At 47.6% G+C, this 26,576-nt stretch carries 7 protein-coding genes, 6 tRNA genes, 6 rRNA genes, 1 pseudogene and 1 riboswitch; of the genes and pseudogenes, 6 read left to right on the plus strand and 14 right to left on the minus strand.

What is annotated here, in order from left to right:
• Positions 1 to 162 precede the first annotated feature (162 nt).
• From galU to DYB02_RS16675, 3 genes are all read left to right on the plus strand, one after another.
• Positions 163 to 1,035 carry a UTP--glucose-1-phosphate uridylyltransferase GalU gene (gene galU, locus DYB02_RS16665; protein WP_005466627.1) on the plus strand — a complete coding sequence of 291 codons (873 nt, stop codon included), beginning with the start codon at positions 163 to 165 and terminating at the stop codon, positions 1,033 to 1,035.
• A gap of 137 nt (positions 1,036 to 1,172) precedes the next feature.
• Complete coding sequence (uvrA, locus tag DYB02_RS16670) at positions 1,173 to 3,995, plus strand: excinuclease ABC subunit UvrA (RefSeq protein ID WP_029805580.1); 2,823 nt, start codon at positions 1,173 to 1,175, stop codon at positions 3,993 to 3,995.
• 67 nt (positions 3,996 to 4,062) lie between these two features.
• On the plus strand, positions 4,063 to 5,841 hold the full coding sequence (locus tag DYB02_RS16675; protein WP_029805578.1) for a PglL family O-oligosaccharyltransferase: 1,779 nt from the start codon (positions 4,063 to 4,065) through the stop codon (positions 5,839 to 5,841).
• Between the two features lie 129 nt (positions 5,842 to 5,970).
• Here DYB02_RS16675 and DYB02_RS16680 read toward each other — a convergent pair whose 3' ends face one another.
• Positions 5,971 to 7,092, minus strand: a complete 1,122-nt coding sequence (locus DYB02_RS16680) for a pyridoxal-phosphate-dependent aminotransferase family protein (RefSeq protein WP_015297341.1) — start codon at positions 7,090 to 7,092, stop codon at positions 5,971 to 5,973.
• Between the two features lie 326 nt (positions 7,093 to 7,418).
• Positions 7,419 to 7,597: riboswitch (Lysine riboswitch) on the plus strand.
• A gap of 102 nt (positions 7,598 to 7,699) precedes the next feature.
• Here DYB02_RS16680 and lysC point away from each other — a divergent pair.
• The gene (gene lysC / locus DYB02_RS16690) at positions 7,700 to 9,052 is read left to right on the plus strand and encodes a lysine-sensitive aspartokinase 3 (RefSeq protein ID WP_015297342.1); all 1,353 of its coding nucleotides are present in this window, start codon (positions 7,700 to 7,702) and stop codon (positions 9,050 to 9,052) included.
• 124 nt (positions 9,053 to 9,176) lie between these two features.
• Here the strand turns inward: lysC and metH are convergent, their stop codons facing one another.
• The gene (gene metH, locus DYB02_RS16695; protein WP_029806301.1) at positions 9,177 to 12,857 is read right to left on the minus strand and encodes a methionine synthase; all 3,681 of its coding nucleotides are present in this window, start codon (positions 12,855 to 12,857) and stop codon (positions 9,177 to 9,179) included.
• 191 nt (positions 12,858 to 13,048) lie between these two features.
• On the opposite strand from metH, the gene DYB02_RS16700 reads away from it, so the two are divergent.
• Both DYB02_RS16700 and DYB02_RS26130 read left to right on the plus strand, forming a co-directional pair.
• The gene (locus DYB02_RS16700) at positions 13,049 to 14,383 is read left to right on the plus strand and encodes a cation:proton antiporter (protein ID WP_020841345.1); all 1,335 of its coding nucleotides are present in this window, start codon (positions 13,049 to 13,051) and stop codon (positions 14,381 to 14,383) included.
• Between the two features lie 202 nt (positions 14,384 to 14,585).
• Positions 14,586 to 15,345 (plus strand): annotated as a pseudogene (locus tag DYB02_RS26130) (transposase); the annotation flags it as partial.
• A gap of 170 nt (positions 15,346 to 15,515) precedes the next feature.
• On the opposite strand, the gene DYB02_RS16715 reads toward DYB02_RS26130, so the two are convergent.
• The 12 genes from DYB02_RS16715 to DYB02_RS16770 form a co-directional block, all read right to left on the minus strand.
• Positions 15,516 to 15,592 (minus strand) — tRNA-Trp (locus tag DYB02_RS16715).
• Between the two features lie 68 nt (positions 15,593 to 15,660).
• Positions 15,661 to 15,737, minus strand: a tRNA-Asp gene (locus DYB02_RS16720).
• A gap of 30 nt (positions 15,738 to 15,767) precedes the next feature.
• Positions 15,768 to 15,883, minus strand: a 5S ribosomal RNA gene (rrf, locus tag DYB02_RS16725).
• Between the two features lie 91 nt (positions 15,884 to 15,974).
• Positions 15,975 to 18,865: ribosomal RNA gene (locus DYB02_RS16730) — 23S ribosomal RNA — on the minus strand.
• A 264-nt stretch (positions 18,866 to 19,129) separates the two neighbouring features.
• Positions 19,130 to 19,205 (minus strand) — tRNA-Ala (locus tag DYB02_RS16735).
• A 41-nt stretch (positions 19,206 to 19,246) separates the two neighbouring features.
• Positions 19,247 to 19,323 (minus strand) — tRNA-Ile (locus DYB02_RS16740).
• A 65-nt stretch (positions 19,324 to 19,388) separates the two neighbouring features.
• Positions 19,389 to 20,941: ribosomal RNA gene (locus DYB02_RS16745) — 16S ribosomal RNA — on the minus strand.
• 317 nt (positions 20,942 to 21,258) lie between these two features.
• A 5S ribosomal RNA gene (gene rrf, locus DYB02_RS16750) occupies positions 21,259 to 21,374 on the minus strand.
• Positions 21,375 to 21,465: 91 nt separating this feature from the next.
• Positions 21,466 to 24,356, minus strand: a 23S ribosomal RNA gene (locus DYB02_RS16755).
• A 264-nt stretch (positions 24,357 to 24,620) separates the two neighbouring features.
• Positions 24,621 to 24,696 (minus strand) — tRNA-Ala (locus DYB02_RS16760).
• 41 nt (positions 24,697 to 24,737) lie between these two features.
• Positions 24,738 to 24,814, minus strand: a tRNA-Ile gene (locus DYB02_RS16765).
• Positions 24,815 to 24,879: 65 nt separating this feature from the next.
• Positions 24,880 to 26,432: ribosomal RNA gene (locus DYB02_RS16770) — 16S ribosomal RNA — on the minus strand.
• Together the 16S, 23S and 5S rRNA genes with 6 tRNA genes alongside form the textbook arrangement of a ribosomal RNA operon.
• Between the last annotated feature and the right edge of the window lie 144 nt (positions 26,433 to 26,576).

Here is a 26,576-nt window from a genome sequence, read left to right on the forward strand (position 1 = left end):
ATTGTTAGACATAGCTCCTCAACAGCGGCACGGCCTGACTGATCATGCTTTTTTCCGCACTGCGTCTCACATTTTTTCCTACTTTATTCATGATTCATGCGCGACTCTCGTGTTAAAGTGTTGCGCAGATTCTTGATAATGACGAGAAAGGATATTCCCCCAATGATTAAAAAATGTCTGTTCCCTGCTGCAGGCTACGGCACGCGCTTTCTTCCAGCTACAAAATCAATGCCAAAAGAAATGATGCCAGTAGTGAACAAACCGTTGATTGAATACGGCGTTGAAGAGGCAATTCAAGCTGGTATGAACGGTATGTGTATTGTGACAGGCCGTGGCAAACACTCAATCATGGATCACTTTGATAAGAACTACGAGCTTGAGCACCAAATTAGCGGTACCAACAAAGAAGAGTTACTTGTCGATATTCGTGAGATCATTGAATCAGCGAACTTTACCTACATTCGCCAACGTGAAATGAAAGGTCTAGGTCACGCGATTCTAACGGGGCGTGAACTGGTTGGTGATGAACCTTTCGCTGTAGTACTTGCCGATGACTTGTGTGTGAACGAGGAAGAAGGCGTTCTTGCTCAAATGGTTGCGCTGTTTAAGCAATTCCGCTGTTCTATCGTGGCAGTACAAGAAGTACCTGCTGATGAGACGCACAAATACGGCGTGATTTCTGGTGAAATGATCAAAGATGACATCTACCGCGTAGATGACATGGTAGAAAAACCAGAACCAGGCACAGCGCCAAGCAATCTTGCGATCATTGGTCGTTACATCCTTACCCCTGATATTTTTGAACTGATCGAAAACACAGAACCAGGTAAAGGTGGTGAAATCCAAATTACGGATGCGCTGCTGAAACAAGCAAAAGCCGGTTGTGTTCTCGCATATAAATTCAAAGGTAAGCGCTTTGATTGTGGTAGCGTAGAAGGCTACATTGAAGCAACAAACTACTGTTTCGAAAACTTGTACCTAAAAGATGAAAAGAAGTCTGAATTAGGTAAGCACGCGACAAAGAAAGAAGTGTAAACCTTTCATCAGCCTAGACTCTAAAGCCCGGTTTTATACCGGGCTTTTTGTTTACTGTTTTTTTGTCCAGTATTCCTTTGCACATTTCTCACACTATGTAATACTTGCCCAACTTGGTTATACATAGAGCAAAAATGATGGATAAAATAGAAGTTCGCGGTGCCCGAACCCATAACCTCAAAGACATCAATCTGACTATTCCTCGCGATAAACTGACAGTAATTACTGGGTTAAGCGGCTCCGGTAAGTCCTCTCTCGCATTCGATACCTTATATGCAGAAGGCCAACGACGTTATGTCGAATCACTGTCTGCTTATGCTCGTCAGTTTTTGTCTCTTATGGAAAAACCAGATGTCGACCATATCGAAGGTTTATCACCGGCGATTTCTATTGAACAAAAATCGACATCTCATAACCCTCGCTCAACCGTCGGTACCATCACCGAAGTTTACGACTACTTACGTCTGCTTTACGCTCGTGTTGGTGAACCACGCTGTCCTACTCACCACGCCCCATTAGCCGCACAAACTGTCAGCCAGATGGTGGATAAAGTATTGGGACTGCCAGAAGGCAGTAAAATGATGCTGCTTGCTCCAATCGTAAAAGAGCGCAAAGGTGAGCATGTAAAAACACTAGAAAACCTTGCCGCACAAGGTTTTATTCGAGCGCGTATTGACGGCGAAACTTGCGATCTTTCAGATCCACCAACACTTGAGCTACACAAAAAACACACCATTGAAGTCGTGGTCGACCGATTCAAAGTTCGCCCAGATCTGCAACAACGTTTAGCAGAGTCATTTGAGACGACGCTAGAGCTTTCTGGTGGTATTGCGGTGGTTGCTCCGATGGATGGCGATGGGGAAGAAATCATCTTTTCCGCGAACTTCGCTTGTCCGCAATGTGGCTACAGCATGCAAGAGCTGGAACCGAGATTGTTCTCATTTAACAACCCAGCAGGCGCGTGTGGAACTTGTGATGGCTTAGGTGTACAACAGTATTTTGATCCAAGCCGAGTGATTCAAGATGACTCACTCAGTTTGGCACAAGGTGCCATTCGTGGCTGGGATCAAAAGAATTACTATTACTTCCAAATGCTGACTTCATTGGCGGATCATTATGGATTTGATTTGCATGCTCCGTTCAACTCTCTGCCAAAGAAAACGCAAGACGTTATTCTCAAAGGCTCAGGCCGCACCGAGATCGAGTTTAAATACATCAATGATCGCGGCGACATTCGCGTAAAGCGCCACCCATTCGAAGGGATTTTAAATACGCTTGAACGTCGTTACCGCGACACCGAGTCCAACTCAGTTCGAGAAGAGTTGGCTAAATACATCTCGACAAAATCATGCTCAAGCTGTGGCGGTACTCGTCTACGCCTTGAAGCACGTAATGTATTTATTGCCGATACCACCTTACCTGAGATCGTTGAGCTCAGTATTGCAGATGCCCTTACCTTCTTCCAAACACTCAAGCTAGAAGGTCAACGTGCGCAAATCGCAGAAAAGGTCATGAAGGAGATCAATGATCGACTACAGTTCCTTGTAAATGTGGGCTTGAACTACCTCAATTTATCCCGGAGTGCAGAGACGCTATCCGGTGGCGAAGCACAACGCATTCGCTTAGCGAGCCAAATTGGTGCAGGTCTTGTTGGTGTCATGTACGTATTAGATGAACCGTCGATCGGCCTCCACCAGCGTGATAACGAACGACTCCTAAAAACACTGACTCATTTGCGCGATTTAGGTAATACCGTACTCGTGGTAGAACACGATGAAGATGCCATTCGCTGTGCCGATCACGTGATTGATATTGGCCCGGGAGCGGGGGTACACGGCGGTAATGTGGTTGCCGAAGGAACCATGGACGAGATCATCGCCAACCCGAACTCTCTCACAGGTCAGTATCTAAGTGGCGCAAAAGAGATAGCAGTCCCTAAAGAGCGTACCCCTCGCGATCCAAAGAAAACCGTCGAGCTACTAGGCGCAACAGGTAACAACCTGAAGAACGTCGACTTGTCTATTCCTGTCGGATTGTTTAGCTGTATTACTGGCGTGTCTGGCTCCGGTAAATCAACCTTGATCAACGATACGTTCTTCAAAATTGCACACACCCAACTCAATGGCGCTACGACTGCACACCCATCGCCTTATAAGTCGATTAAAGGTCTAGAACATTTCGATAAGGTTATCGACATCGATCAAAGCCCAATTGGCCGAACACCGCGCTCGAACCCAGCGACGTACACGGGAATCTTTACCCCTATTCGCGAGCTGTTTGCTGGTACGCAGGAATCACGTTCACGTGGTTACAAACCTGGCCGCTTTAGTTTTAACGTTCGTGGTGGTCGCTGTGAAGCTTGTCAGGGGGATGGTGTTATCAAAGTCGAGATGCACTTCTTACCAGACGTGTACGTGCCATGTGATGTGTGTAAAGGGAAGCGCTATAACCGCGAAACACTGGAAGTACGCTACAAAGGCAAAACCATCGATGAAGTACTGGAAATGACCGTCGAGGATGCTCGCACCTTCTTCGATCCTGTTCCTGCGATTGCCCGCAAGCTGCAAACTCTAATGGATGTTGGTCTGTCTTACATTCGTTTAGGTCAAGCGGCAACCACATTATCAGGCGGCGAAGCGCAGCGAGTGAAATTGGCAAGAGAGCTATCCAAGCGTGATACGGGTAAAACCTTGTACATTCTAGATGAGCCAACAACTGGTCTGCACTTCCATGATATTCAGCAGTTATTGACCGTACTTCATCGCCTGCGCGATCACGGGAATACCGTTGTGGTTATCGAGCATAACTTGGACGTCATCAAAACAGCAGACTGGATCATCGACTTAGGACCAGAAGGCGGACAAGGCGGCGGAGAGATCATTGCCCAGGGAACACCAGAAGATGTGTCTCAGATCGAAGGTTCGCACACAGCTCGATTCCTTAAGCCTATGTTGAAATAGAAAAAACAGGTAAAGTACAAAGACCAGCCAACGCTGGTCTTTTTTCATTCAAAACAATGCAATATATATGGCTACTATACATGTAAGTGGAACCAAACTTTCTCCTGAAAAAGTACAAGTTCCTCTCAATCGCAAGTTTCTCATCGCCTTGGCCGTTCTGTTTTTACTGGCCATGCACTTTTTTATGCCCAATCCAGGTGGGTCAGGGTTAGCCTTATCCTTCAACGCAACAACGTGGATTGCATTTAGCTTTGCGTTAGGTATCGGTTGCTATCAGCTCGCGAGTAACCGCATTTTACGCTATTCAAAGCTAACCATAGGGTTACTGATCAGCGCGATCATCATGACGTTGCCAGTATTCTACCCCAATGCGGACAGCACTCTGGCAGCGAACAAACTTATCGGCCTGTGGAGTGGTTTCCTGTTTTTTGTTGTCTTACAGCAATTTCATTTCAGTAATAAGCATCGCCAACGGTTACTTTGGTTCATCGTACTGGCTGTCGTGATTGAAGCTCTATTTGGTCTGACGCAATATCTTTTTCTAAAACCAGGGAATCCTTTCGGCTACGACACGATTGCTAACCGTCCGTACGGGATCTTTCAGCAACCGAATGTGATGGCTAGCTTTCTCGCTACTGGATTAGTCATTGCCAGTTACCTTCTAGCTCGTCAACCCTATAAGTACTCACGTAAGCTAAGCGACGTTTACCTTTTGTATGCCGTACCTGTTGTTACCTTGCCGTTGATTGTCGCGTTAGCTTCGCGCACAGGATGGCTAGCGACCATCATCGGTTTGTTGTTAGTGATTCCGTATATGTATCGCTTTGCAACCAAAGGCCGCTTTATTCGCTGGATCGCAGCTTTGGTTACGGGCTTGGTGCTCTCGTTCGTTGTAATGAGCATTGCATTCCCGGATGGAAGTGGACTGGCGACAGAGAAAGTGAATATGGAATCGCCTCGAGCGTACACTTTCCCTCAAACCTTGGATATGGTGATCGAGAAACCGTTCACTGGCTACGGTTACGGTAAGTTTGAATCTGAGTACATGCTGTACACCGCACGCCAGCATGCGCTGAATGAGAACTATCCTGCAGGCTTGCCATCGATGGATCATCCACACAATGAAATGTTGTACTGGGGCGTAGAAGGTGGGCTTCTGCCTGTATTAGGCATAATCCTCGCAATGGGATTGGTTTTACATCGGATTTATCAAGCCAAACGTGGCACACGCCTAGCGTTGCTTGCGTTATTCATTCCTATCGTACTTCACTCTCAGTTGGAATATCCGTTTTATCACTCTCTCGCGCACTGGCTGATTTTCATCATTTTGCTGTATTGGGTCGACCAGCGTGTCTCGCGATATCGCCAAGTTGGGTTTAGCAAAGTGACCAAAAGTCTGCTACGTGTTTTTAGCTTGGTGATTCCGGCCGTGTTTACCTTCTATATGGTGAGCGCACTACACACAAACTACATTCTGACGAAGTTCGAAACTACGCGACCAACTAATCCTGATATTTTGAATCAGGTAAGTAACCCGGTCGTATGGAAAGACAGATTTGACTGGGACGTTTACAGTACCTTTTTGAATATTGGTCTGTACAAGCAAGATCCAAGTTTGATTCAACCTTATATTGATTGGTCATTGCAGATCATTAAAGATAAGCCACGCCCTGCGTTCTACAATAACTTGATCTTGGCTTATCAAGGACTGGATGACAGCAGTAAAGCGGAACAAATTCGTGCAGAGGCTCAATTCCTATTTCCGAACATCGACTTTAGCCAAGTAAATTATCAACCACCCTCACAAGCCCAATCGGCAACGACTAGCGTGTCTGATGCGGAATAGACAAACAAAAAAGCGAAGGACTTCCTTCGCTTTTTTGCTTTCAGCCCAATGATTTTAGGCCCTGTTGGTCTATGAGTAATGAGAAAAACTCTGAGTTCCAAGCTCTTGAGACGCTCTAATGCGCAACTCTTACTCGGTTAAAGACTCTTCCAGAGCCTTCAAGCACAGTGCGACGTTTTCCGCACGAGCACCGTATCCCATCAACCCAATACGCCATGCTTTGCCAGCTAACGCACCTAACCCTGCACCAATTTCAAGGTTGTAAGTTTCAAGTAGATGCGCGCGAACTTTCGCTTCATCGATCCCTTCCGGCACATAAATCGCGTTCAATTGAGGTAAACGGTAAGATTCTTCCACTACAAATTCAAAACCCAGTTTCTGAAGACCATCTTTCAACTTCTCATGCATCAATTGATGGCGAGCCCACGCGTTCTCAAGCCCCTCGTTCTGCAACACAAGCAGCGCTTCATGCAATGCATATAGGCTATTCACTGGAGCTGTGTGATGGTAGCTACGCTTACCTTCCCCACTCCAGTACCCCAACACTAAGCTTTGATCGAGGAACCAACTTTGAACTGGCGTAGTGCGCGATTGAATTTTTTCGATAGCAGCCGGAGACAGCGTCACCGGAGACAAGCCAGGCACACACGACAAACACTTTTGACTGCCCGAGTACACAGCATCAAGCTGCCATTCATCAACTTTTAACGGTACGCCGCCTAACGATGTAACGGCGTCCACAATCGACAGCACATTATATTGCTTGGCTAACTTACCTAGAGTTTGCGCATCACTGACAGCACCTGTTGATGTCTCAGCATGTACAAAAGCCAAAATTTTTGTATCAGGATGTTGCTGTAGTGCTTGTTCAACTTTATCTACTGAAACAGGCGCACCCCATTCATCATCGACTAGCACCACTTCACCACCAGCACGAATAACGTTTTCACGCATGCGCTCGCCAAAGACACCGTTTCGACAAACGATGACTTTGTCACCTTTCTCGATCAAGTTAACGAAACAAGTCTCCATCCCAGCACTGCCGGGAGCAGAAACCGCAATAGTGAACTCATTTTCGGTTTGAAAAGCGTATTTCAACAGCTGTTTAAGCTCATCCATCATCGCGATAAACAGAGGGTCTAGATGACCAACCGTTGGACGGCTAAGGGCTTGCAATACCTGCGGATAAACATCGGAAGGACCAGGGCCCATTAAAATTCGGTGAGGGGGAATAAAGCTTTGGATCGGCATGTCAGCTCCTTGATTGCAGTCATTTAGCCTGAAAGAAGTCATTTTTAGAATTATTTGCCATCAAAACATCGTCACTCTTCATGCTTTGCAAGAAAACTCACTTGAATTATTTAACAAGTCGTTCACCAGAAAACAGGAGCAATTTTTATTTCGATTAGCAATACATTCAGGCATCAAAGGTTTCACACTAATGTATTTTGTTGCACACGGCAATTAGCCCTAAGTATAGAGGTCAAACCACTGTCACAATTTCGTTAATAAAAACCATCATTCTGGTTGAAATATTGATTGACATTGTGACGTCAAAACCGTTCAATGTTTGAGCTTTATGTAGAAGAGGAGCACTGCCCAGGCAGATGATTTGTGGAACCGCAATTCCAATACCAATCATTCAGGGGGAGTAGTGCCGAGGTAAGTCAAAATTGCAGGGTTTGGCTTGTCGGTTGACTTGGGTTGAGTCCCATCAACTGTCATCAGCACCGTCTGATGAAGAGCTTCTGAGGGTACATTTTCAAATGACAATCTAACTACCTCTCTTTTTGCTCTGTTCCTTTCCTCACAAAACATTGGATGTGTATATTTTTTAGGAAGTCGTGGGAGAAACGCAGTGAGCGCATTTAACGTAGCTAAATTCGGTGGGACCAGTGTTGCCAATTTTGAGGCAATGAGTCGTTGTGCCACCATCATCGAAAACAATCCAAATACTCGCCTTGTTGTTAGCAGCGCTTGCTCTGGGGTAACCAACATCTTGGTAGAACTGGCCAATGGCGTTCAAGATCAGGAACACCGTACTGAGTTACTAAAAAACCTAGCTGAGATCCATGATTCCATTTTGGCTCAATTGGAAGATGCGACAGAAGCTTCTTCAGAGGTGTACGGAATTTTAGATACCGTGACCAGCCTTGCAGAAGCTGCCTCAATTCAAGCAAACACCAAACTGACCGACCACCTTGTGGCATGTGGTGAGTTAATGTCGACACACATTTTGGCGCAGCTCATGCGAGAGCGTGGTATCAATGCAGTGCGATTTGATATTCGTGAAGTGCTAAGAACCGACGACAACTTTGGTCGCGCAGAACCGAATATCGAAGCCATTGCTCAACTAGCCCAAGAGAAGCTTATCCCTTTATGTCTTGATTCTGTCGTCATCACACAGGGCTTCATTGGCTCTGACGAAGAAGGCAATACAACAACGTTAGGCCGTGGTGGTAGCGACTACAGTGCAGCCTTGATTGCTGAAGGTGTGAAAGCATCTGGACTTGAAATTTGGACAGATGTTCCTGGTATTTACACGACCGATCCTCGCATCGCACCAAAAGCGTCACCAATCCCAGAGATCAGTTTTAGTGAAGCCTCTGAAATGGCTAACTTTGGCGCGAAAATATTACACCCATCAACACTGGTCCCTGCTCTGCGCCATGATATCCCGGTTTTTGTTGGCTCATCCAAAGAACCAGAAAAAGGTGGCACGTGGATTCGTCATCAAGTCGAAAGCTCACCACTGTTCCGCGCCCTCGCTCTGCGTTGTAATCAAACGATGGTCACTCTACGTAGTGCGAACATGTTCCATGCGTACGGCTTCTTAGCAAAAGTATTTGAGATTTTAGCCAAGCACAAAATTTCGGTAGACCTTATCACCACATCAGAAATCAGTGTGTCACTCACACTGGATCAAACTGATACCTCAGGAGGCGCACCACAACTTCCTCAAGCAGCACGTGAAGAGTTGGAAGAGTTGTGTAAGGTCGAAGTAGAACATGACCTTTGTTTGGTAGCCTTGATTGGTAACAAGATGAGTGAACGTAAAGGCTATGCGAAGCAAGTGTTTGGTACGCTAGAAGATTTGAACTTACGCATGATCTGTTATGGAGCAAGCCCTCATAACCTGTGCTTCCTTGTGAATGAGTCGGTGGCGAAGCAAGCCATTCAGAAGCTGCATACAGAGCTCTTCGAACAATAACATTGGTTTGTATCCTCAAGTGACCACTACCGTGGTTCAAAAAGCATAACGTGTTTTTTGAGGGAACAACGACAAACTGAAGGGCTGCACATTGGCAGCCCTTTTTATTGCTTGTTCACTTGATTTAGCCGTTAATGTTTGGCCCCAACCATTTTTCAGCTTCGATCCTATCCCAACCTTTACGATCAGCATAACTCTCTAGCTGATCATCTTGGATCTGAGCGATCGCAAAATAGCGAGAGTCTGGATGTGAGAAATACCAACCGGACACTGATGCCCCCGGATACATTGCATAGCTCGTTGTAAGTGACATACCGATGTTCTCTTCAACATTCAGTAACTCCCAAAGCGGGCCTTTCTCTGTATGCTCAGGACAAGCTGGGTAACCCGGTGCAGGACGGATCCCTTGGTACTTTTCACGGATGAGTTCATCATTCGATAGATTTTCATCCGCTGCATAGCCCCAAATTTCTTTCCTGACACGCTCATGCAAATATTCAGCAAAAGCTTCGGCTAAACGATCCGCCACCGCTTGAATCATGATTGCGTTGTAGTCATCGCCTTGCGCTTTGTACTCATCGGCCAACTCACGCTCACCGATACCGCCAGTTACTGCAAACGCTCCAACCCAATCCTGTTTGCCAGATTCTTTTGGCGCGATGTAATCCGACAAGCAGTAGTTAAAGCCTTTAGGCTTTTCTGTTTGCTGACGAAGATTGCGCAATACTTTAGCAACCTCAGTACGCGACTCATCGGTGTACACTTCAATATCATCACCCACACTTGCCGCTGGGAATAGGCCACATATCCCGCGAGCCTTAAGCAATCCTTCACGCTCAACTCGATCAAGCAGCTCATTGGCATCATGGAACAGACGCTGAGCCTCCTCACCCACTTCTTCATGTTTGAAGATTGTCGGGTATTTTCCTACCAGCGACCACGTCATGAAAAACGGCGTCCAGTCGATATACTTGCGTAAGGTTGCGACATCAAAATCATCGAAAATATGAAGGCCTGGTTTTGCAGGAACTGGTGGCGTGTATGCATCCCAATCTATCGCGACTTTATTTGCACGCGCTTGTTCTAAAGTGACAGGCTTAGTACGCGGCTTCTTACGATTGTGTTGGTCACGAACACGCTCATAATCCGCATCCAGTTTTTCTATAAAGGCAGGTCGACGTTCATCGGAGAGTAATGACGAACAAACCCCTACTGCGCGCGACGCATTGTTTACGTAAACCACCGGATTTTTGTAGTTCTGCTCAATCTTAACGGCGGTGTGCGCTTTGGATGTGGTAGCTCCACCAATCAGAAGCGGAAGATCAAAATTGAGACGTTCCATCTCTTTAGCAACATGAACCATTTCATCCAGAGATGGGGTAATCAACCCTGACAAACCGATAATATCAACGTTCTCTTCTAGCGCGACTTTTAAGATCTTTTCACACGGTACCATCACGCCAAGATCGATGATCTCGTAGTTATTACACTGCAGTACAACGCCCACAATGTTTTTGCCAATGTCATGCACGTCACCCTTCACCGTCGCCAACAAAATTTTTCCGTTACTGCTACCGGATTGCTTTTCGGCGTTAATAAAAGGCTCTAAATGCGCGACAGCTTGCTTCATCACACGTGCTGATTTCACGACTTGAGGTAAGAACATCTTACCTTCACCAAATAGGTCCCCCACCACGTTCATGCCATCCATCAAAGGACCTTCAATCACTTCAAGTGGTTTTGCCGCATTCACACGTGCTTCTTCAGTGTCTGCAACGATGAACTCTGTGATCCCTTTAACTAACGCATGCTCTAAACGTTTTGCGACAGGCCAAGTTCGCCACTCAAGCGCAGAGGCATCTTCTTCTTTGCCAACGCCTTTATCTGCGTACTCAGCCGCGATATCCAACAATCTTTCTGTAGCGTCATCTCGACGGTTAAGCACAACGTCTTCTACCGCTTCTCGTAGTTTTTCCGGAACGTTGTCATAAATTTCGAGCTGCCCCGCGTTTACGATCCCCATATCCATACCATTTTTAAAACAGTGATAGAGGAACACAGCATGGATAGCTTCACGAACGTAGTTATTACCGCGGAAAGAGAAAGACACGTTCGACACGCCACCGGAAATCATCGCGTGTGGCAAATCGCGCTTGATGTCCGCTACAGCTTCAATAAAATCAACAGCATAGTTGTTGTGCTCATCAATACCCGTTGCGACGGCAAAAATGTTCGGGTCAAAAATAATGTCTTCTGGCGGGAAGCCAACTTCGTCTACCAAAATACGATAAGCATTTGTACAGATTTCTAGCTTGCGCGCGCGCGTTTCTGCCTGACCAACCTCATCGAATGCCATGACGATTACAGCTGCACCATAACGACGGATCAGTTTAGCTTGCTCAACAAATTTCTCTTTGCCTTCCTTCAAAGAGATAGAGTTCACAATGCCTTTACCTTGAATGCATTTCAGACCCGCTTCGATCACTTCCCATTTGGAAGAGTCGACCATGATTGGCACTTTGGAGATTTCTGGTTCTGAGGCACATAGGTTTAGAAAACGCACCATACAAGCCTGTGCGTCTAACATCCCCTCATCCATGTTGATGTCGATGATTTGGGCACCATTTTCAACTTGCTGACGCGCGACTTCTAATGCTTCGTCATACTGTTCTTCTTTGATCAAACGTTTAAAGCGAGCAGAACCTGTGACGTTAGTTCGCTCACCGACATTGATGAATAAAGTCTCTTTCTCAATCGTTAATGGCTCTAATCCGGAGAGACGACAAGCAACAGGCAAATCTGGCAAAGCGCGAGGTGTAACACCTTCAACAGCCTGCGCCATTTGGCGAATATGCTCCGGCGTTGTACCACAACAGCCACCAATCAGATTTAAAAAGCCGCTGCTAGCCCACTCTTTTACATGCTCTGCCATGTCTTCTGGAGAAAGGTCATATTCTCCAAAAGCATTCGGCAAACCTGCGTTAGGGTGCGCGGAAACAAATGATTCAGAAATACGAGAAAGCTCTTCCACGTATGGGCGCAGTTCATCTGGCCCCAATGCACAGTTAAGACCGAAAGATAAAGGCCTTACATGACGTAGAGAGTTGTAAAATGCTTCCGTGGTTTGCCCTGATAACGTGCGCCCCGAAGCGTCGGTAATCGTACCGGAAATCATGACAGGCAGTGCAACACCAAGCTCTTCAAATACAGAATCGACAGCAAAGGCACATGCCTTAGCATTCAATGTATCAAAAATAGTTTCGATCAAAATAAGATCAGCGCCACCTCTGATTAACGCTCGAGTTGACTCGGAATACGCTTCAACCAGCTCATCGAAAGAAACATTGCGGTAGCCGGGATCATTCACATCAGGGGAGATAGAGCACGTTCGGTTGGTTGGACCAAGTACACCTGCAACGTAACGAGGTTTGTCAGGCGTTTTCGCCGTCCACTCATCGGCAACTTCACGAGCCAGTTTTGCCGCGGCGAAGTTAATCTCTTCACTCAGGCTTTCCATCTCATAGTCAGCCATCGCAATGGTGGTCGCGTTAAAGGTATTGGTTTCTAGAATATCAGCGCCGGCTTCAAGGTAAGCGCTATGGATTTCCTTAATTAGTTGAGGCTGGCTTAGCACCAACAAGTCGTTGTTGCCTTTTAGATCACAGTGCCAATTGGCAAAGTGCTCTCCTCGGTAATCTTGCTCTTCAAGTTTGTACCCTTGGATCATGGTGCCCATACCACCATCAATCAATAAGATACGTTGCTTCAATTGAGCTTCAATCTGTTGTCTTACTTTGCTTCCCACAGTACAGCCTCATTCCTTTAGTTATGATTCCATCCTATCACACAAACTTCAGGAGTCTAGACGTCTAAATGGAGATTTAATGATTATTTTATCTCCTTCTTAACTTGCAAAATAAACCCGAAAAAATGTTTGCTATTTAGACAGCATCAGCCGAGAATTCCATTCATAAAATGTTACAAATAGAGGGCTCTATGTCGGTCTATCATACTTTATGTTTTCTATCCGCAGCTGCAATGCTAATTGCTTTTGTAAACAGCAAGATAGGAAAGATGCAAACCACCATCGCCATTACAGCTGGTTCAATGGTTCTTTCTCTACTTATTTTGATCGCCGGTCAAAACAACTGGTTTCACCTTACGGAGATTGCAACCGAGACGGTAACAAGGATTAACTTTGAAGACTTTTTGTTGAAAGGCATCCTTGGATTTTTGCTTTTTGCTGGCGGCTTGGGCATCAAGCTACCCAACTTAAAAGATCAAAAGTGGGAAATCACGGTATTGGCTCTTGGAGCAACCTTGTTCTCAACCTTCTTCATCGGCTTTGTTCTTTATGGCCTTTGTATGCTGATCGGCATACAGTTTGATTTGGTTTACTGCTTGCTATTTGGCGCATTAATCTCGCCTACCGACCCGATTGCCGTTCTAGCTATCGTTAAAAAGTTAGATGCACCTAAACGTATCTCGACACAGATCGAAGGGGAGTCACTATTCAATGATGGCTTCGGCTTGGTTATTTTCGTCACGCTTTTCACCATTGCATTTGGCTCAGAAGCACCAACAGTCGGTAGCGTCACTCTACTCTTCATCCAAGAAGCGATTGGCGGGATCGTCTATGGCTTTCTATTGGGCTTAGTATTCCACTACCTAATCAGTGCTACTGACGATCACTCAATGGAACTACTACTTACTATCGGTGTTCCTACAGCAGGTTACGCATTTGCTGAGTACATTCATGTTTCAGGCCCACTTGCGATGGTGGTGTCGGGAATTATGATCGGTAACTGGACACGCTTTATTGGCTTCTCTAAAGAGAGTGAAGACCACCTAGACCACTTCTGGGAGTTAGTAGATGAGTTCCTAAACGGCGTGCTATTCCTATTAATTGGTATGTCGATGCTGCTATTTAAATTCCATGAAGAAGACTGGATAATGATGGCAATTGCAGTCCCTCTGGTGCTAGCCTCTCGCTATCTCAGTGTCTTTATCTCATACATAGGCTTTAAACGTTACAGAAAATATAACTCGTGGTCTGTAAAAATTCTAACTTGGGGTGGCCTACGTGGCGGCCTAGCGCTAGCAATGGCACTTTCAATTCCATCAGGGATTTGGGTCGTTCAAGACAAGCTGATCGATGTAAAAGAGATCATCCTTGTAATGACCTATTCGGTTGTGGTGTTCTCTATCCTTATCCAAGGTTCAACCATTACACCAATGATTGAAAAGGCGAAAGCTGAAGAAAAAAAGATGGAAGATGAAAAGCTAGCTCAAAGCTCTTTAGCAGAACAAAGAGAACAAACTGAAGCCTAATTCCATTCTCCCCATATTTAAAAAGCAGCCTTAGGACTGCTTTTTTATACTCTAAAATTCGAAGACTTCACCAACAATATTATCTAGAAGCCTCCCCGCTCGGTTAATAAAGCTTCCTTTAGCTCAATCAAACTCCCCTCAGAGCGAAGCTCACGCCTAATACCAATCTAAGTAAAACTATGAACTAATTGAGGTCATTCAGATGAAAATGAGACTGCTGGCCCTTGCTCATTTCAAAGATGGGTACTCACGCACACAAATCGTCAAGTTTCTCAAGGTAAGCCGAACTAGTATCAATAAGTGGGTTCAAACCTTTTTTGAAGAAGGGCCGGAAGGACTGCAAGAAAAGCCAAGAACAGGAAGACCACCATTCTTAACGTCCGAGCAAAAAGAACAATTGAGTCAAGATATAAAAGATAAAACCAATGATACACAAGGCGGACGACTGACTGTTTTCGATATCCACGCTTATATCATGAAAAAATTTGGCAAGCACTACCGCCCTGACTCTATCTATTACCTGCTCAACCACATAGGCTTTTCATGGATAACTTCCCGCTCAAAACACGACAACACGCTTATGGGTTGAAAAAGCAACTCGCCCAAGAGCCGTGAAGCAATAACAATTTGTGTATGCTTATCTGTTCGGTTCAGTCTGTCCCAGAAAAGGAATTGGTGAGGCTATCATTGTCCCTGGGTTAATAAAGACATCATGATAGAGCACTTAAAACAAATATTGGCAGTCACGGAGGAGGGACGTCACGCTGTCGTTGTAATGGATGGTGCAGGATGGCATACAGAAGAAATTACCAATGACTTTAAATGTCAGTGTCATCAAACTTTCGCCCTATTCTCCAGAGCCAAACCCCATCGAACAAGTATGGCGTTGGTTGAGACCACGCTATTTAGCCAACCAATCTTTTACTGATTACCACAACATCATCTCCAAAGTCTGCGACGCATGAAATCGGTTTTTGGATTGCTCCAAAAGAGTCACCAAAATGCATTCGTAAAAATGGATAGACCTAACCAGTTAATTTTCCAGATGGTATAATAACGGTATGGAGAGATATCTTCAGCTCAGAGCCGCAGATACAAAAAAGCCCCAGTCTTTCGACTGAGGCTTTAAATATGGCAGGGGTGGAGAGATTCGAACTCCCAACACGCGGATTTGGAATCCGCTGCTCTGCCAATTGGAGCTACACCCCTGTTGTACCTACAGTTTATCACATTGTAGATTCAAAAAAACCTCGCAAAAGCGAGGTTTTCGAAATAAGTGGCGGAGCGGACGGGACTCGAACCCGCGACCCCCGGCGTGACAGGCCGGTATTCTAACCAACTGAACTACCGCTCCGCACTGGTTAGACCTAAGTCTAAATTTAAAGCCTGGCGATGTCCTACTCTCACATGGGGAAACCCCACACTACCATCGGCGCTATTTCGTTTCACTTCTGAGTTCGGAATGGAGTCAGGTGGGTCCAAAACGCTATGGTCGCCAAGCAAATTCTTTAATTCGGAAAGCTGTTTTTGTGTTCTCTACACATTCAATTCTGTTCTTGCTTCGAGTCCATCAAAACCCCTTGGGTGTTGTATGGTTAAGCCTCACGGGCAATTAGTATCAGTTAGCTCAATGCCTCACAGCACTTACACACCTGACCTATCAACGTCGTAGTCTCCGACAACCCTTTAGGATACTTAAAGTATCAGGGAAGACTCATCTCAGGGCTCGCTTCCCGCTTAGATGCTTTCAGCGGTTATCGATTCCGAACTTAGCTACCGGGCAATGCGTCTGGCGACACAACCCGAACACCAGAGGTTCGTCCACTCCGGTCCTCTCGTACTAGGAGCAGCCCCCTTCAATCTTCCAACGCCCACGGCAGATAGGGACCGAACTGTCTCACGACGTTCTAAACCCAGCTCGCGTACCACTTTAAATGGCGAACAGCCATACCCTTGGGACCGACTTCAGCCCCAGGATGTGATGAGCCGACATCGAGGTGCCAAACACCGCCGTCGATATGAACTCTTGGGCGGTATCAGCCTGTTATCCCCGGAGTACCTTTTATCCGTTGAGCGATGGCCCTTCCATTCAGAACCACCGGATCACTATGACCTGCTTTCGCACCTGCTCGAATTGTCATTCTCGCAGTCAAGCGGGCTTATGCCATTGCACTAACCTCACGATGTCCAACCGTGATTAGCCCACCTTCGTGCTCCTCCGTTACTCTTTGGGAGGAGACCGCCCCAGTCAAACTACCCACCAGGCACTGTCCGCAACCCCGATTAGGGGTCGACGTTAGAACATCAACACTACAAGGGTGGTATTTCAAGGACGGCTCCACACATACTGGCGTACGTGCTTCAAAGCCTCCCACCTATCCTACACATGTAGGGTCAATGTTCAGTGCCAAGCTGTAGTAAAGGTTCACGGGGTCTTTCCGTCTAGCCGCGGGTACACTGCATCTTCACAGCGATTTCAATTTCACTGAGTCTCGGGTGGAGACAGCGTGGCCATCATTACGCCATTCGTGCAGGTCGGAACTTACCCGACAAGGAATTTCGCTACCTTAGGACCGTTATAGTTACGGCCGCCGTTTACCGGGGCTTCGATCAAGAGCTTCGACCGAAGTCTAACCCCATCAATTAACCTTCCGGCACCGGGCAGGCGTCACACCGTATACGTCATCTTACGATTTTGCACAGTGCTGTGTTTTTAATAAACAGTTGCAGCCACCTGGTATCTGCGACTCTCAATAGCTCCATCCGCAAGGGACTTCACCGTCGAGAGCGTACCTTCTCCCGAAGTTACGGTACCATTTTGCCTAGTTCCTTCACCCGAGTTCTCTCAAGCGCCTTGGTATTCTCTACCCGACCACCTGTGTCGGTTTGGGGTACGATTCCTTACAATCTGAAGCTTAGAGGCTTTTCCTGGAAGCATGGCATCAATGACTTCACATCCGTAGATGCTCGACGTCGTGTCTCAGCCTTAAAGAGAGCCGGATTTACCTAACTCTCAAGCCTACGCACTTGAACCTGGACAACCGTCGCCAGGCCCACCTAGCCTTCTCCGTCCCCCCATCGCAATTGTAAGAAGTACGGGAATATTAACCCGTTTCCCATCGACTACGCCTTTCGGCCTCGCCTTAGGGGTCGACTTACCCTGCCCCGATTAACGTTGGACAGGAACCCTTGGTCTTCCGGCGAGGAGGTTTTTCACCCCCTTTATCGTTACTCATGTCAGCATTCGCACTTCTGATACGTCCAGCATGCGTTACCACACACCTTCAACCGCTTACAGAACGCTCCCCTACCCAATATACAAAAGTATATTGCCGCAGCTTCGGTTTACTACTTAGCCCCGTTACATCTTCCGCGCAGGCCGACTCGACCAGTGAGCTATTACGCTTTCTTTAAATGATGGCTGCTTCTAAGCCAACATCCTGGCTGTCTGAGCCTTCCCACATCGTTTCCCACTTAGTAGTAATTTGGGACCTTAGCTGGCGGTCTGGGTTGTTTCCCTCTCCACGACGGACGTTAGCACCCGCCGTGTGTCTCCCGGATAGTACTTACTGGTATTCGGAGTTTGCAAAGGGTTGGTAAGTCGGGATGACCCCCTAGCCTTAACAGTGCTCTACCCCCAGTAGTATTCGTCCGAGGCGCTACCTAAATAGCTTTCGGGGAGAACCAGCTATCTCCAGGTTTGATTGGCCTTTCACCCCTAGCCACAAGTCATCCGCTAATTTTTCAACATTAGTCGGTTCGGTCCTCCAGTTGATGTTACTCAACCTTCAACCTGCCCATGGCTAGATCACCTGGTTTCGGGTCTATATCCAGAGACTGAACGCCCAGTTAAGACTCGGTTTCCCTACGGCTCCCCTAGATGGTTAACCTTGCCACTGAATATAAGTCGCTGACCCATTATACAAAAGGTACGCAGTCACAGGACAAAGCCTGCTCCTACTGCTTGTACGTACACGGTTTCAGGTTCTATTTCACTCCCCTCACAGGGGTTCTTTTCGCCTTTCCCTCACGGTACTGGTTCACTATCGGTCAGTCAGTAGTATTTAGCCTTGGAGGATGGTCCCCCCATATTCAGACAGGATATCACGTGTCCCGCCCTACTCGATTTCACTGAACACACGTCGTCAACTACGGGACTATCACCCTGTATCGTCGGACTTTCCAGACCGTTCGTCTAACGCGTGTAAAGCTTAAGGGCTAGTCCAATTTCGCTCGCCGCTACTTTCGGAATCTCGGTTGATTTCTTTTCCTCGGGGTACTTAGATGTTTCAGTTCCCCCGGTTCGCCTCGTTATGCTATGTATTCACATAACGATACTTACTTATGTAAGTGGGTTTCCCCATTCAGAAATCCCAGACTCAAATGGTTGTTACTACCTAATCTGGGCTTATCGCAAGTTACTACGTCTTTCATCGCCTCTGACTGCCAAGGCATCCACCGTGTACGCTTAGTCACTTAACCATACAACCCGAAGGAGTTTCGAGCTGATGAACAAGTCACCAAAGTTGTCTGCAATTTTTATACATGATGCAGACTCGATTTTGCCGGACTCAAATTCCAAGAACACTTGAATGTGTTATTTTGGTGTTTGTCTTAAAGACAAACATTGAGAACTTTACAAACAACAATAAATTGTTGTTTTGTCAGCTTTCCAAATTGTTAAAGAGCTAATCACTTCTAATGAAGTAACCATTTTTAAAAGCACTCATCGAATGCGCTTAAAGATGGTGGAGCTATGCGGGATCGAACCGCAGACCTCCTGCGTGCAAGGCAGGCGCTCTCCCAGCTGAGCTATAGCCCCATCAAGGTGTCGATACTGTATGCCAACTCCCTAAAAGGAATTGGTGGGTCTGAGTGGACTCGAACCACCGACCTCTCGCTTATCAGGCGAACGCTCTAACCACCTGAGCTACAGACCCAGTATCGTCTCTTTTACATAAACCGTATCAATCTGTGTGGACACTCATCGTGAGTAATCATCGTTTAAGGAGGTGATCCAGCGCCAGGTTCCCCTAGCGCTACCTTGTTACGACTTCACCCCAGTCATGAACCACAAAGTGGTAAGCGTCCCCCCGAAGGTTAAACTACCTACTTCTTTTGCAGCCCACTCCCATGGTGTGACGGGCGGTGTGTACAAGGCCCGGGAACGTATTCACCGTGGCATTCTGATCCACGATTACTAGCGATTCCGACTTCATGGAGTCGAGTTGCAGACTCCAATCCGGACTACGACGCACTTTTTGGGATTCGCTCACTTTCGCAAGTTGGCTGCCCTCTGTATGCGCCATTGTAGCACGTGTGTAGCCCTACTCGTAAGGGCCATGATGACTTGACGTCGTCCCCACCTTCCTCCGGTTTATCACCGGCAGTCTCCCTGGAGTTCCCGACATTACTCGCTGGCAAACAAGGATAAGGGTTGCGCTCGTTGCGGGACTTAACCCAACATTTCACAACACGAGCTGACGACAGCCATGCAGCACCTGTCTCAGAGTTCCCGAAGGCACCAATCCATCTCTGGAAAGTTCTCTGGATGTCAAGAGTAGGTAAGGTTCTTCGCGTTGCATCGAATTAAACCACATGCTCCACCGCTTGTGCGGGCCCCCGTCAATTCATTTGAGTTTTAATCTTGCGACCGTACTCCCCAGGCGGTCTACTTAACGCGTTAGCTCCGAAAGCCACGGCTCAAGGCCACAACCTCCAAGTAGACATCGTTTACGGCGTGGACTACCAGGGTATCTAATCCTGTTTGCTCCCCACGCTTTCGCATCTGAGTGTCAGTATCTGTCCAGGGGGCCGCCTTCGCCACCGGTATTCCTTCAGATCTCTACGCATTTCACCGCTACACCTGAAATTCTACCCCCCTCTACAGTACTCTAGTCTGCCAGTTTCAAATGCAATTCCGAGGTTGAGCCCCGGGCTTTCACATCTGACTTAACAAACCACCTGCATGCGCTTTACGCCCAGTAATTCCGATTAACGCTCGCACCCTCCGTATTACCGCGGCTGCTGGCACGGAGTTAGCCGGTGCTTCTTCTGTCGCTAACGTCAAATGATAGTGCTATTAACACTACCACCTTCCTCACGACTGAAAGTGCTTTACAACCCGAAGGCCTTCTTCACACACGCGGCATGGCTGCATCAGGCTTGCGCCCATTGTGCAATATTCCCCACTGCTGCCTCCCGTAGGAGTCTGGACCGTGTCTCAGTTCCAGTGTGGCTGATCATCCTCTCAGACCAGCTAGGGATCGTCGCCTTGGTGAGCCCTTACCTCACCAACTAGCTAATCCCACCTAGGCATATCCTGACGCGAGAGGCCCGAAGGTCCCCCTCTTTGGCCCGTAGGCATCATGCGGTATTAGCCATCGTTTCCAATGGTTATCCCCCACATCAGGGCAATTTCCTAGGCATTACTCACCCGTCCGCCGCTCGACGCCGTTATCGTTCCCCGAAGGTTCAGATAACTCGTTTCCGCTCGACTTGCATGTGTTAGGCCTGCCGCCAGCGTTCAATCTGAGCCATGATCAAACTCTTCAATTTAAGATTTTGTTCGGCTCAATGAATACTGAACATTACATAAAGTAATGTTTGAATTGACTGTGCTGAATCCGAAGATTCAATGGTCACTTCGTTTCATTGAAACCTAATTTGATACCGAAGTATCGAATTGGATTATCATCAACGAGTGCCCACACAGATTGATAGGTCTATATTGTTAAAGAGCTTGGCTTTCAGTGCCTTAGCACTCAAGCGAGGTGCGTATAATACGCTTTCCACTTTGAAAGTCAACATAAAATTCTAAAAAAGATTAGAACCTTATGGTGACTTGCTTAAATCTTAAGCAAGTGCAAATTAAAGCCTGGCGATGTCCTACTCTCACATGGGGAAACCCCACACTACCATCGGCGCTATTTCGTTTCACTTCTGAGTTCGGAATGGAGTCAGGTGGGTCCAAAACGCTATGGTCGCCAAGCAAATTCTTTAATTCGGAAAGCTGTTTTTGTGTTCTCTACACATTCAATTCTGTTCTTGCTTCGAGTCCATCAAAACCCCTTGGGTGTTGTATGGTTAAGCCTCACGGGCAATTAGTATCAGTTAGCTCAATGCCTCACAGCACTTACACACCTGACCTATCAACGTCGTAGTCTCCGACAACCCTTTAGGATACTTAAAGTATCAGGGAAGACTCATCTCAGGGCTCGCTTCCCGCTTAGATGCTTTCAGCGGTTATCGATTCCGAACTTAGCTACCGGGCAATGCGTCTGGCGACACAACCCGAACACCAGAGGTTCGTCCACTCCGGTCCTCTCGTACTAGGAGCAGCCCCCTTCAATCTTCCAACGCCCACGGCAGATAGGGACCGAACTGTCTCACGACGTTCTAAACCCAGCTCGCGTACCACTTTAAATGGCGAACAGCCATACCCTTGGGACCGACTTCAGCCCCAGGATGTGATGAGCCGACATCGAGGTGCCAAACACCGCCGTCGATATGAACTCTTGGGCGGTATCAGCCTGTTATCCCCGGAGTACCTTTTATCCGTTGAGCGATGGCCCTTCCATTCAGAACCACCGGATCACTATGACCTGCTTTCGCACCTGCTCGAATTGTCATTCTCGCAGTCAAGCGGGCTTATGCCATTGCACTAACCTCACGATGTCCAACCGTGATTAGCCCACCTTCGTGCTCCTCCGTTACTCTTTGGGAGGAGACCGCCCCAGTCAAACTACCCACCAGGCACTGTCCGCAACCCCGATTAGGGGTCGACGTTAGAACATCAACACTACAAGGGTGGTATTTCAAGGACGGCTCCACACATACTGGCGTACGTGCTTCAAAGCCTCCCACCTATCCTACACATGTAGGGTCAATGTTCAGTGCCAAGCTGTAGTAAAGGTTCACGGGGTCTTTCCGTCTAGCCGCGGGTACACTGCATCTTCACAGCGATTTCAATTTCACTGAGTCTCGGGTGGAGACAGCGTGGCCATCATTACGCCATTCGTGCAGGTCGGAACTTACCCGACAAGGAATTTCGCTACCTTAGGACCGTTATAGTTACGGCCGCCGTTTACCGGGGCTTCGATCAAGAGCTTCGACCGAAGTCTAACCCCATCAATTAACCTTCCGGCACCGGGCAGGCGTCACACCGTATACGTCATCTTACGATTTTGCACAGTGCTGTGTTTTTAATAAACAGTTGCAGCCACCTGGTATCTGCGACTCTCAATAGCTCCATCCGCAAGGGACTTCACCGTCGAGAGCGTACCTTCTCCCGAAGTTACGGTACCATTTTGCCTAGTTCCTTCACCCGAGTTCTCTCAAGCGCCTTGGTATTCTCTACCCGACCACCTGTGTCGGTTTGGGGTACGATTCCTTACAATCTGAAGCTTAGAGGCTTTTCCTGGAAGCATGGCATCAATGACTTCACATCCGTAGATGCTCGACGTCGTGTCTCAGCCTTAAAGAGAGCCGGATTTACCTAACTCTCAAGCCTACGCACTTGAACCTGGACAACCGTCGCCAGGCCCACCTAGCCTTCTCCGTCCCCCCATCGCAATTGTAAGAAGTACGGGAATATTAACCCGTTTCCCATCGACTACGCCTTTCGGCCTCGCCTTAGGGGTCGACTTACCCTGCCCCGATTAACGTTGGACAGGAACCCTTGGTCTTCCGGCGAGGAGGTTTTTCACCCCCTTTATCGTTACTCATGTCAGCATTCGCACTTCTGATACGTCCAGCATGCGTTACCACACACCTTCAACCGCTTACAGAACGCTCCCCTACCCAATATACAAAAGTATATTGCCGCAGCTTCGGTTTACTACTTAGCCCCGTTACATCTTCCGCGCAGGCCGACTCGACCAGTGAGCTATTACGCTTTCTTTAAATGATGGCTGCTTCTAAGCCAACATCCTGGCTGTCTGAGCCTTCCCACATCGTTTCCCACTTAGTAGTAATTTGGGACCTTAGCTGGCGGTCTGGGTTGTTTCCCTCTCCACGACGGACGTTAGCACCCGCCGTGTGTCTCCCGGATAGTACTTACTGGTATTCGGAGTTTGCAAAGGGTTGGTAAGTCGGGATGACCCCCTAGCCTTAACAGTGCTCTACCCCCAGTAGTATTCGTCCGAGGCGCTACCTAAATAGCTTTCGGGGAGAACCAGCTATCTCCAGGTTTGATTGGCCTTTCACCCCTAGCCACAAGTCATCCGCTAATTTTTCAACATTAGTCGGTTCGGTCCTCCAGTTGATGTTACTCAACCTTCAACCTGCCCATGGCTAGATCACCTGGTTTCGGGTCTATATCCAGAGACTGAACGCCCAGTTAAGACTCGGTTTCCCTACGGCTCCCCTAGATGGTTAACCTTGCCACTGAATATAAGTCGCTGACCCATTATACAAAAGGTACGCAGTCACAGGACAAAGCCTGCTCCTACTGCTTGTACGTACACGGTTTCAGGTTCTATTTCACTCCCCTCACAGGGGTTCTTTTCGCCTTTCCCTCACGGTACTGGTTCACTATCGGTCAGTCAGTAGTATTTAGCCTTGGAGGATGGTCCCCCCATATTCAGACAGGATATCACGTGTCCCGCCCTACTCGATTTCACTGAACACACGTCGTCAACTACGGGACTATCACCCTGTATCGTCGGACTTTCCAGACCGTTCGTCTAACGCGTGTAAAGCTTAAGGGCTAGTCCAATTTCGCTCGCCGCTACTTTCGGAATCTCGGTTGATTTCTTTTCCTCGGGGTACTTAGATGTTTCAGTTCCCCCGGTTCGCCTCGTTATGCTATGTATTCACATAACGATACTTACTTATGTAAGTGGGTTTCCCCATTCAGAAATCCCAGACTCAAATGGTTGTTACTACCTAATCTGGGCTTATCGCAAGTTACTACGTCTTTCATCGCCTCTGACTGCCAAGGCATCCACCGTGTACGCTTAGTCACTTAACCATACAACCCGAAGGAGTTTCGAGCTGATGAACAAGTCACCAAAGTTGTCTGCAATTTTTATACATGATGCAGACTCGATTTTGCCGGACTCAAATTCCAAGAACACTTGAATGTGTTATTTTGGTGTTTGTCTTAAAGACAAACATTGAGAACTTTACAAACAACAATAAATTGTTGTTTTGTCAGCTTTCCAAATTGTTAAAGAGCTAATCACTTCTAATGAAGTAACCATTTTTAAAAGCACTCATCGAATGCGCTTAAAGATGGTGGAGCTATGCGGGATCGAACCGCAGACCTCCTGCGTGCAAGGCAGGCGCTCTCCCAGCTGAGCTATAGCCCCATCAAGGTGTCGATACTGTATGCCAACTCCCTAAAAGGAATTGGTGGGTCTGAGTGGACTCGAACCACCGACCTCTCGCTTATCAGGCGAACGCTCTAACCACCTGAGCTACAGACCCAGTATCGTCTCTTTTACATAAACCGTATCAATCTGTGTGGACACTCATCGTGAGTAATCATCGTTTAAGGAGGTGATCCAGCGCCAGGTTCCCCTAGCGCTACCTTGTTACGACTTCACCCCAGTCATGAACCACAAAGTGGTAAGCGTCCCCCCGAAGGTTAAACTACCTACTTCTTTTGCAGCCCACTCCCATGGTGTGACGGGCGGTGTGTACAAGGCCCGGGAACGTATTCACCGTGGCATTCTGATCCACGATTACTAGCGATTCCGACTTCATGGAGTCGAGTTGCAGACTCCAATCCGGACTACGACGCACTTTTTGGGATTCGCTCACTTTCGCAAGTTGGCTGCCCTCTGTATGCGCCATTGTAGCACGTGTGTAGCCCTACTCGTAAGGGCCATGATGACTTGACGTCGTCCCCACCTTCCTCCGGTTTATCACCGGCAGTCTCCCTGGAGTTCCCGACATTACTCGCTGGCAAACAAGGATAAGGGTTGCGCTCGTTGCGGGACTTAACCCAACATTTCACAACACGAGCTGACGACAGCCATGCAGCACCTGTCTCAGAGTTCCCGAAGGCACCAATCCATCTCTGGAAAGTTCTCTGGATGTCAAGAGTAGGTAAGGTTCTTCGCGTTGCATCGAATTAAACCACATGCTCCACCGCTTGTGCGGGCCCCCGTCAATTCATTTGAGTTTTAATCTTGCGACCGTACTCCCCAGGCGGTCTACTTAACGCGTTAGCTCCGAAAGCCACGGCTCAAGGCCACAACCTCCAAGTAGACATCGTTTACGGCGTGGACTACCAGGGTATCTAATCCTGTTTGCTCCCCACGCTTTCGCATCTGAGTGTCAGTATCTGTCCAGGGGGCCGCCTTCGCCACCGGTATTCCTTCAGATCTCTACGCATTTCACCGCTACACCTGAAATTCTACCCCCCTCTACAGTACTCTAGTCTGCCAGTTTCAAATGCAATTCCGAGGTTGAGCCCCGGGCTTTCACATCTGACTTAACAAACCACCTGCATGCGCTTTACGCCCAGTAATTCCGATTAACGCTCGCACCCTCCGTATTACCGCGGCTGCTGGCACGGAGTTAGCCGGTGCTTCTTCTGTCGCTAACGTCAAATGATAGTGCTATTAACACTACCACCTTCCTCACGACTGAAAGTGCTTTACAACCCGAAGGCCTTCTTCACACACGCGGCATGGCTGCATCAGGCTTGCGCCCATTGTGCAATATTCCCCACTGCTGCCTCCCGTAGGAGTCTGGACCGTGTCTCAGTTCCAGTGTGGCTGATCATCCTCTCAGACCAGCTAGGGATCGTCGCCTTGGTGAGCCCTTACCTCACCAACTAGCTAATCCCACCTAGGCATATCCTGACGCGAGAGGCCCGAAGGTCCCCCTCTTTGGCCCGTAGGCATCATGCGGTATTAGCCATCGTTTCCAATGGTTATCCCCCACATCAGGGCAATTTCCTAGGCATTACTCACCCGTCCGCCGCTCGACGCCGTTATCGTTCCCCGAAGGTTCAGATAACTCGTTTCCGCTCGACTTGCATGTGTTAGGCCTGCCGCCAGCGTTCAATCTGAGCCATGATCAAACTCTTCAATTTAAGATTTTGTTCGGCTCAATGAATACTGAACATTACATAAAGTAATGTTTGAATTGACTGTGCTGAATCCGAAGATTCAATGGTCACTTCGTTTCATTGAAACCTAATTTGATACCGAAGTATCGAATTGGATTATCATCAACG

The organism is Vibrio parahaemolyticus (assembly GCF_900460535.1).
In the GTDB taxonomy this organism is placed as follows: Bacteria; Pseudomonadota; Gammaproteobacteria; order Enterobacterales; family Vibrionaceae; genus Vibrio; species Vibrio parahaemolyticus.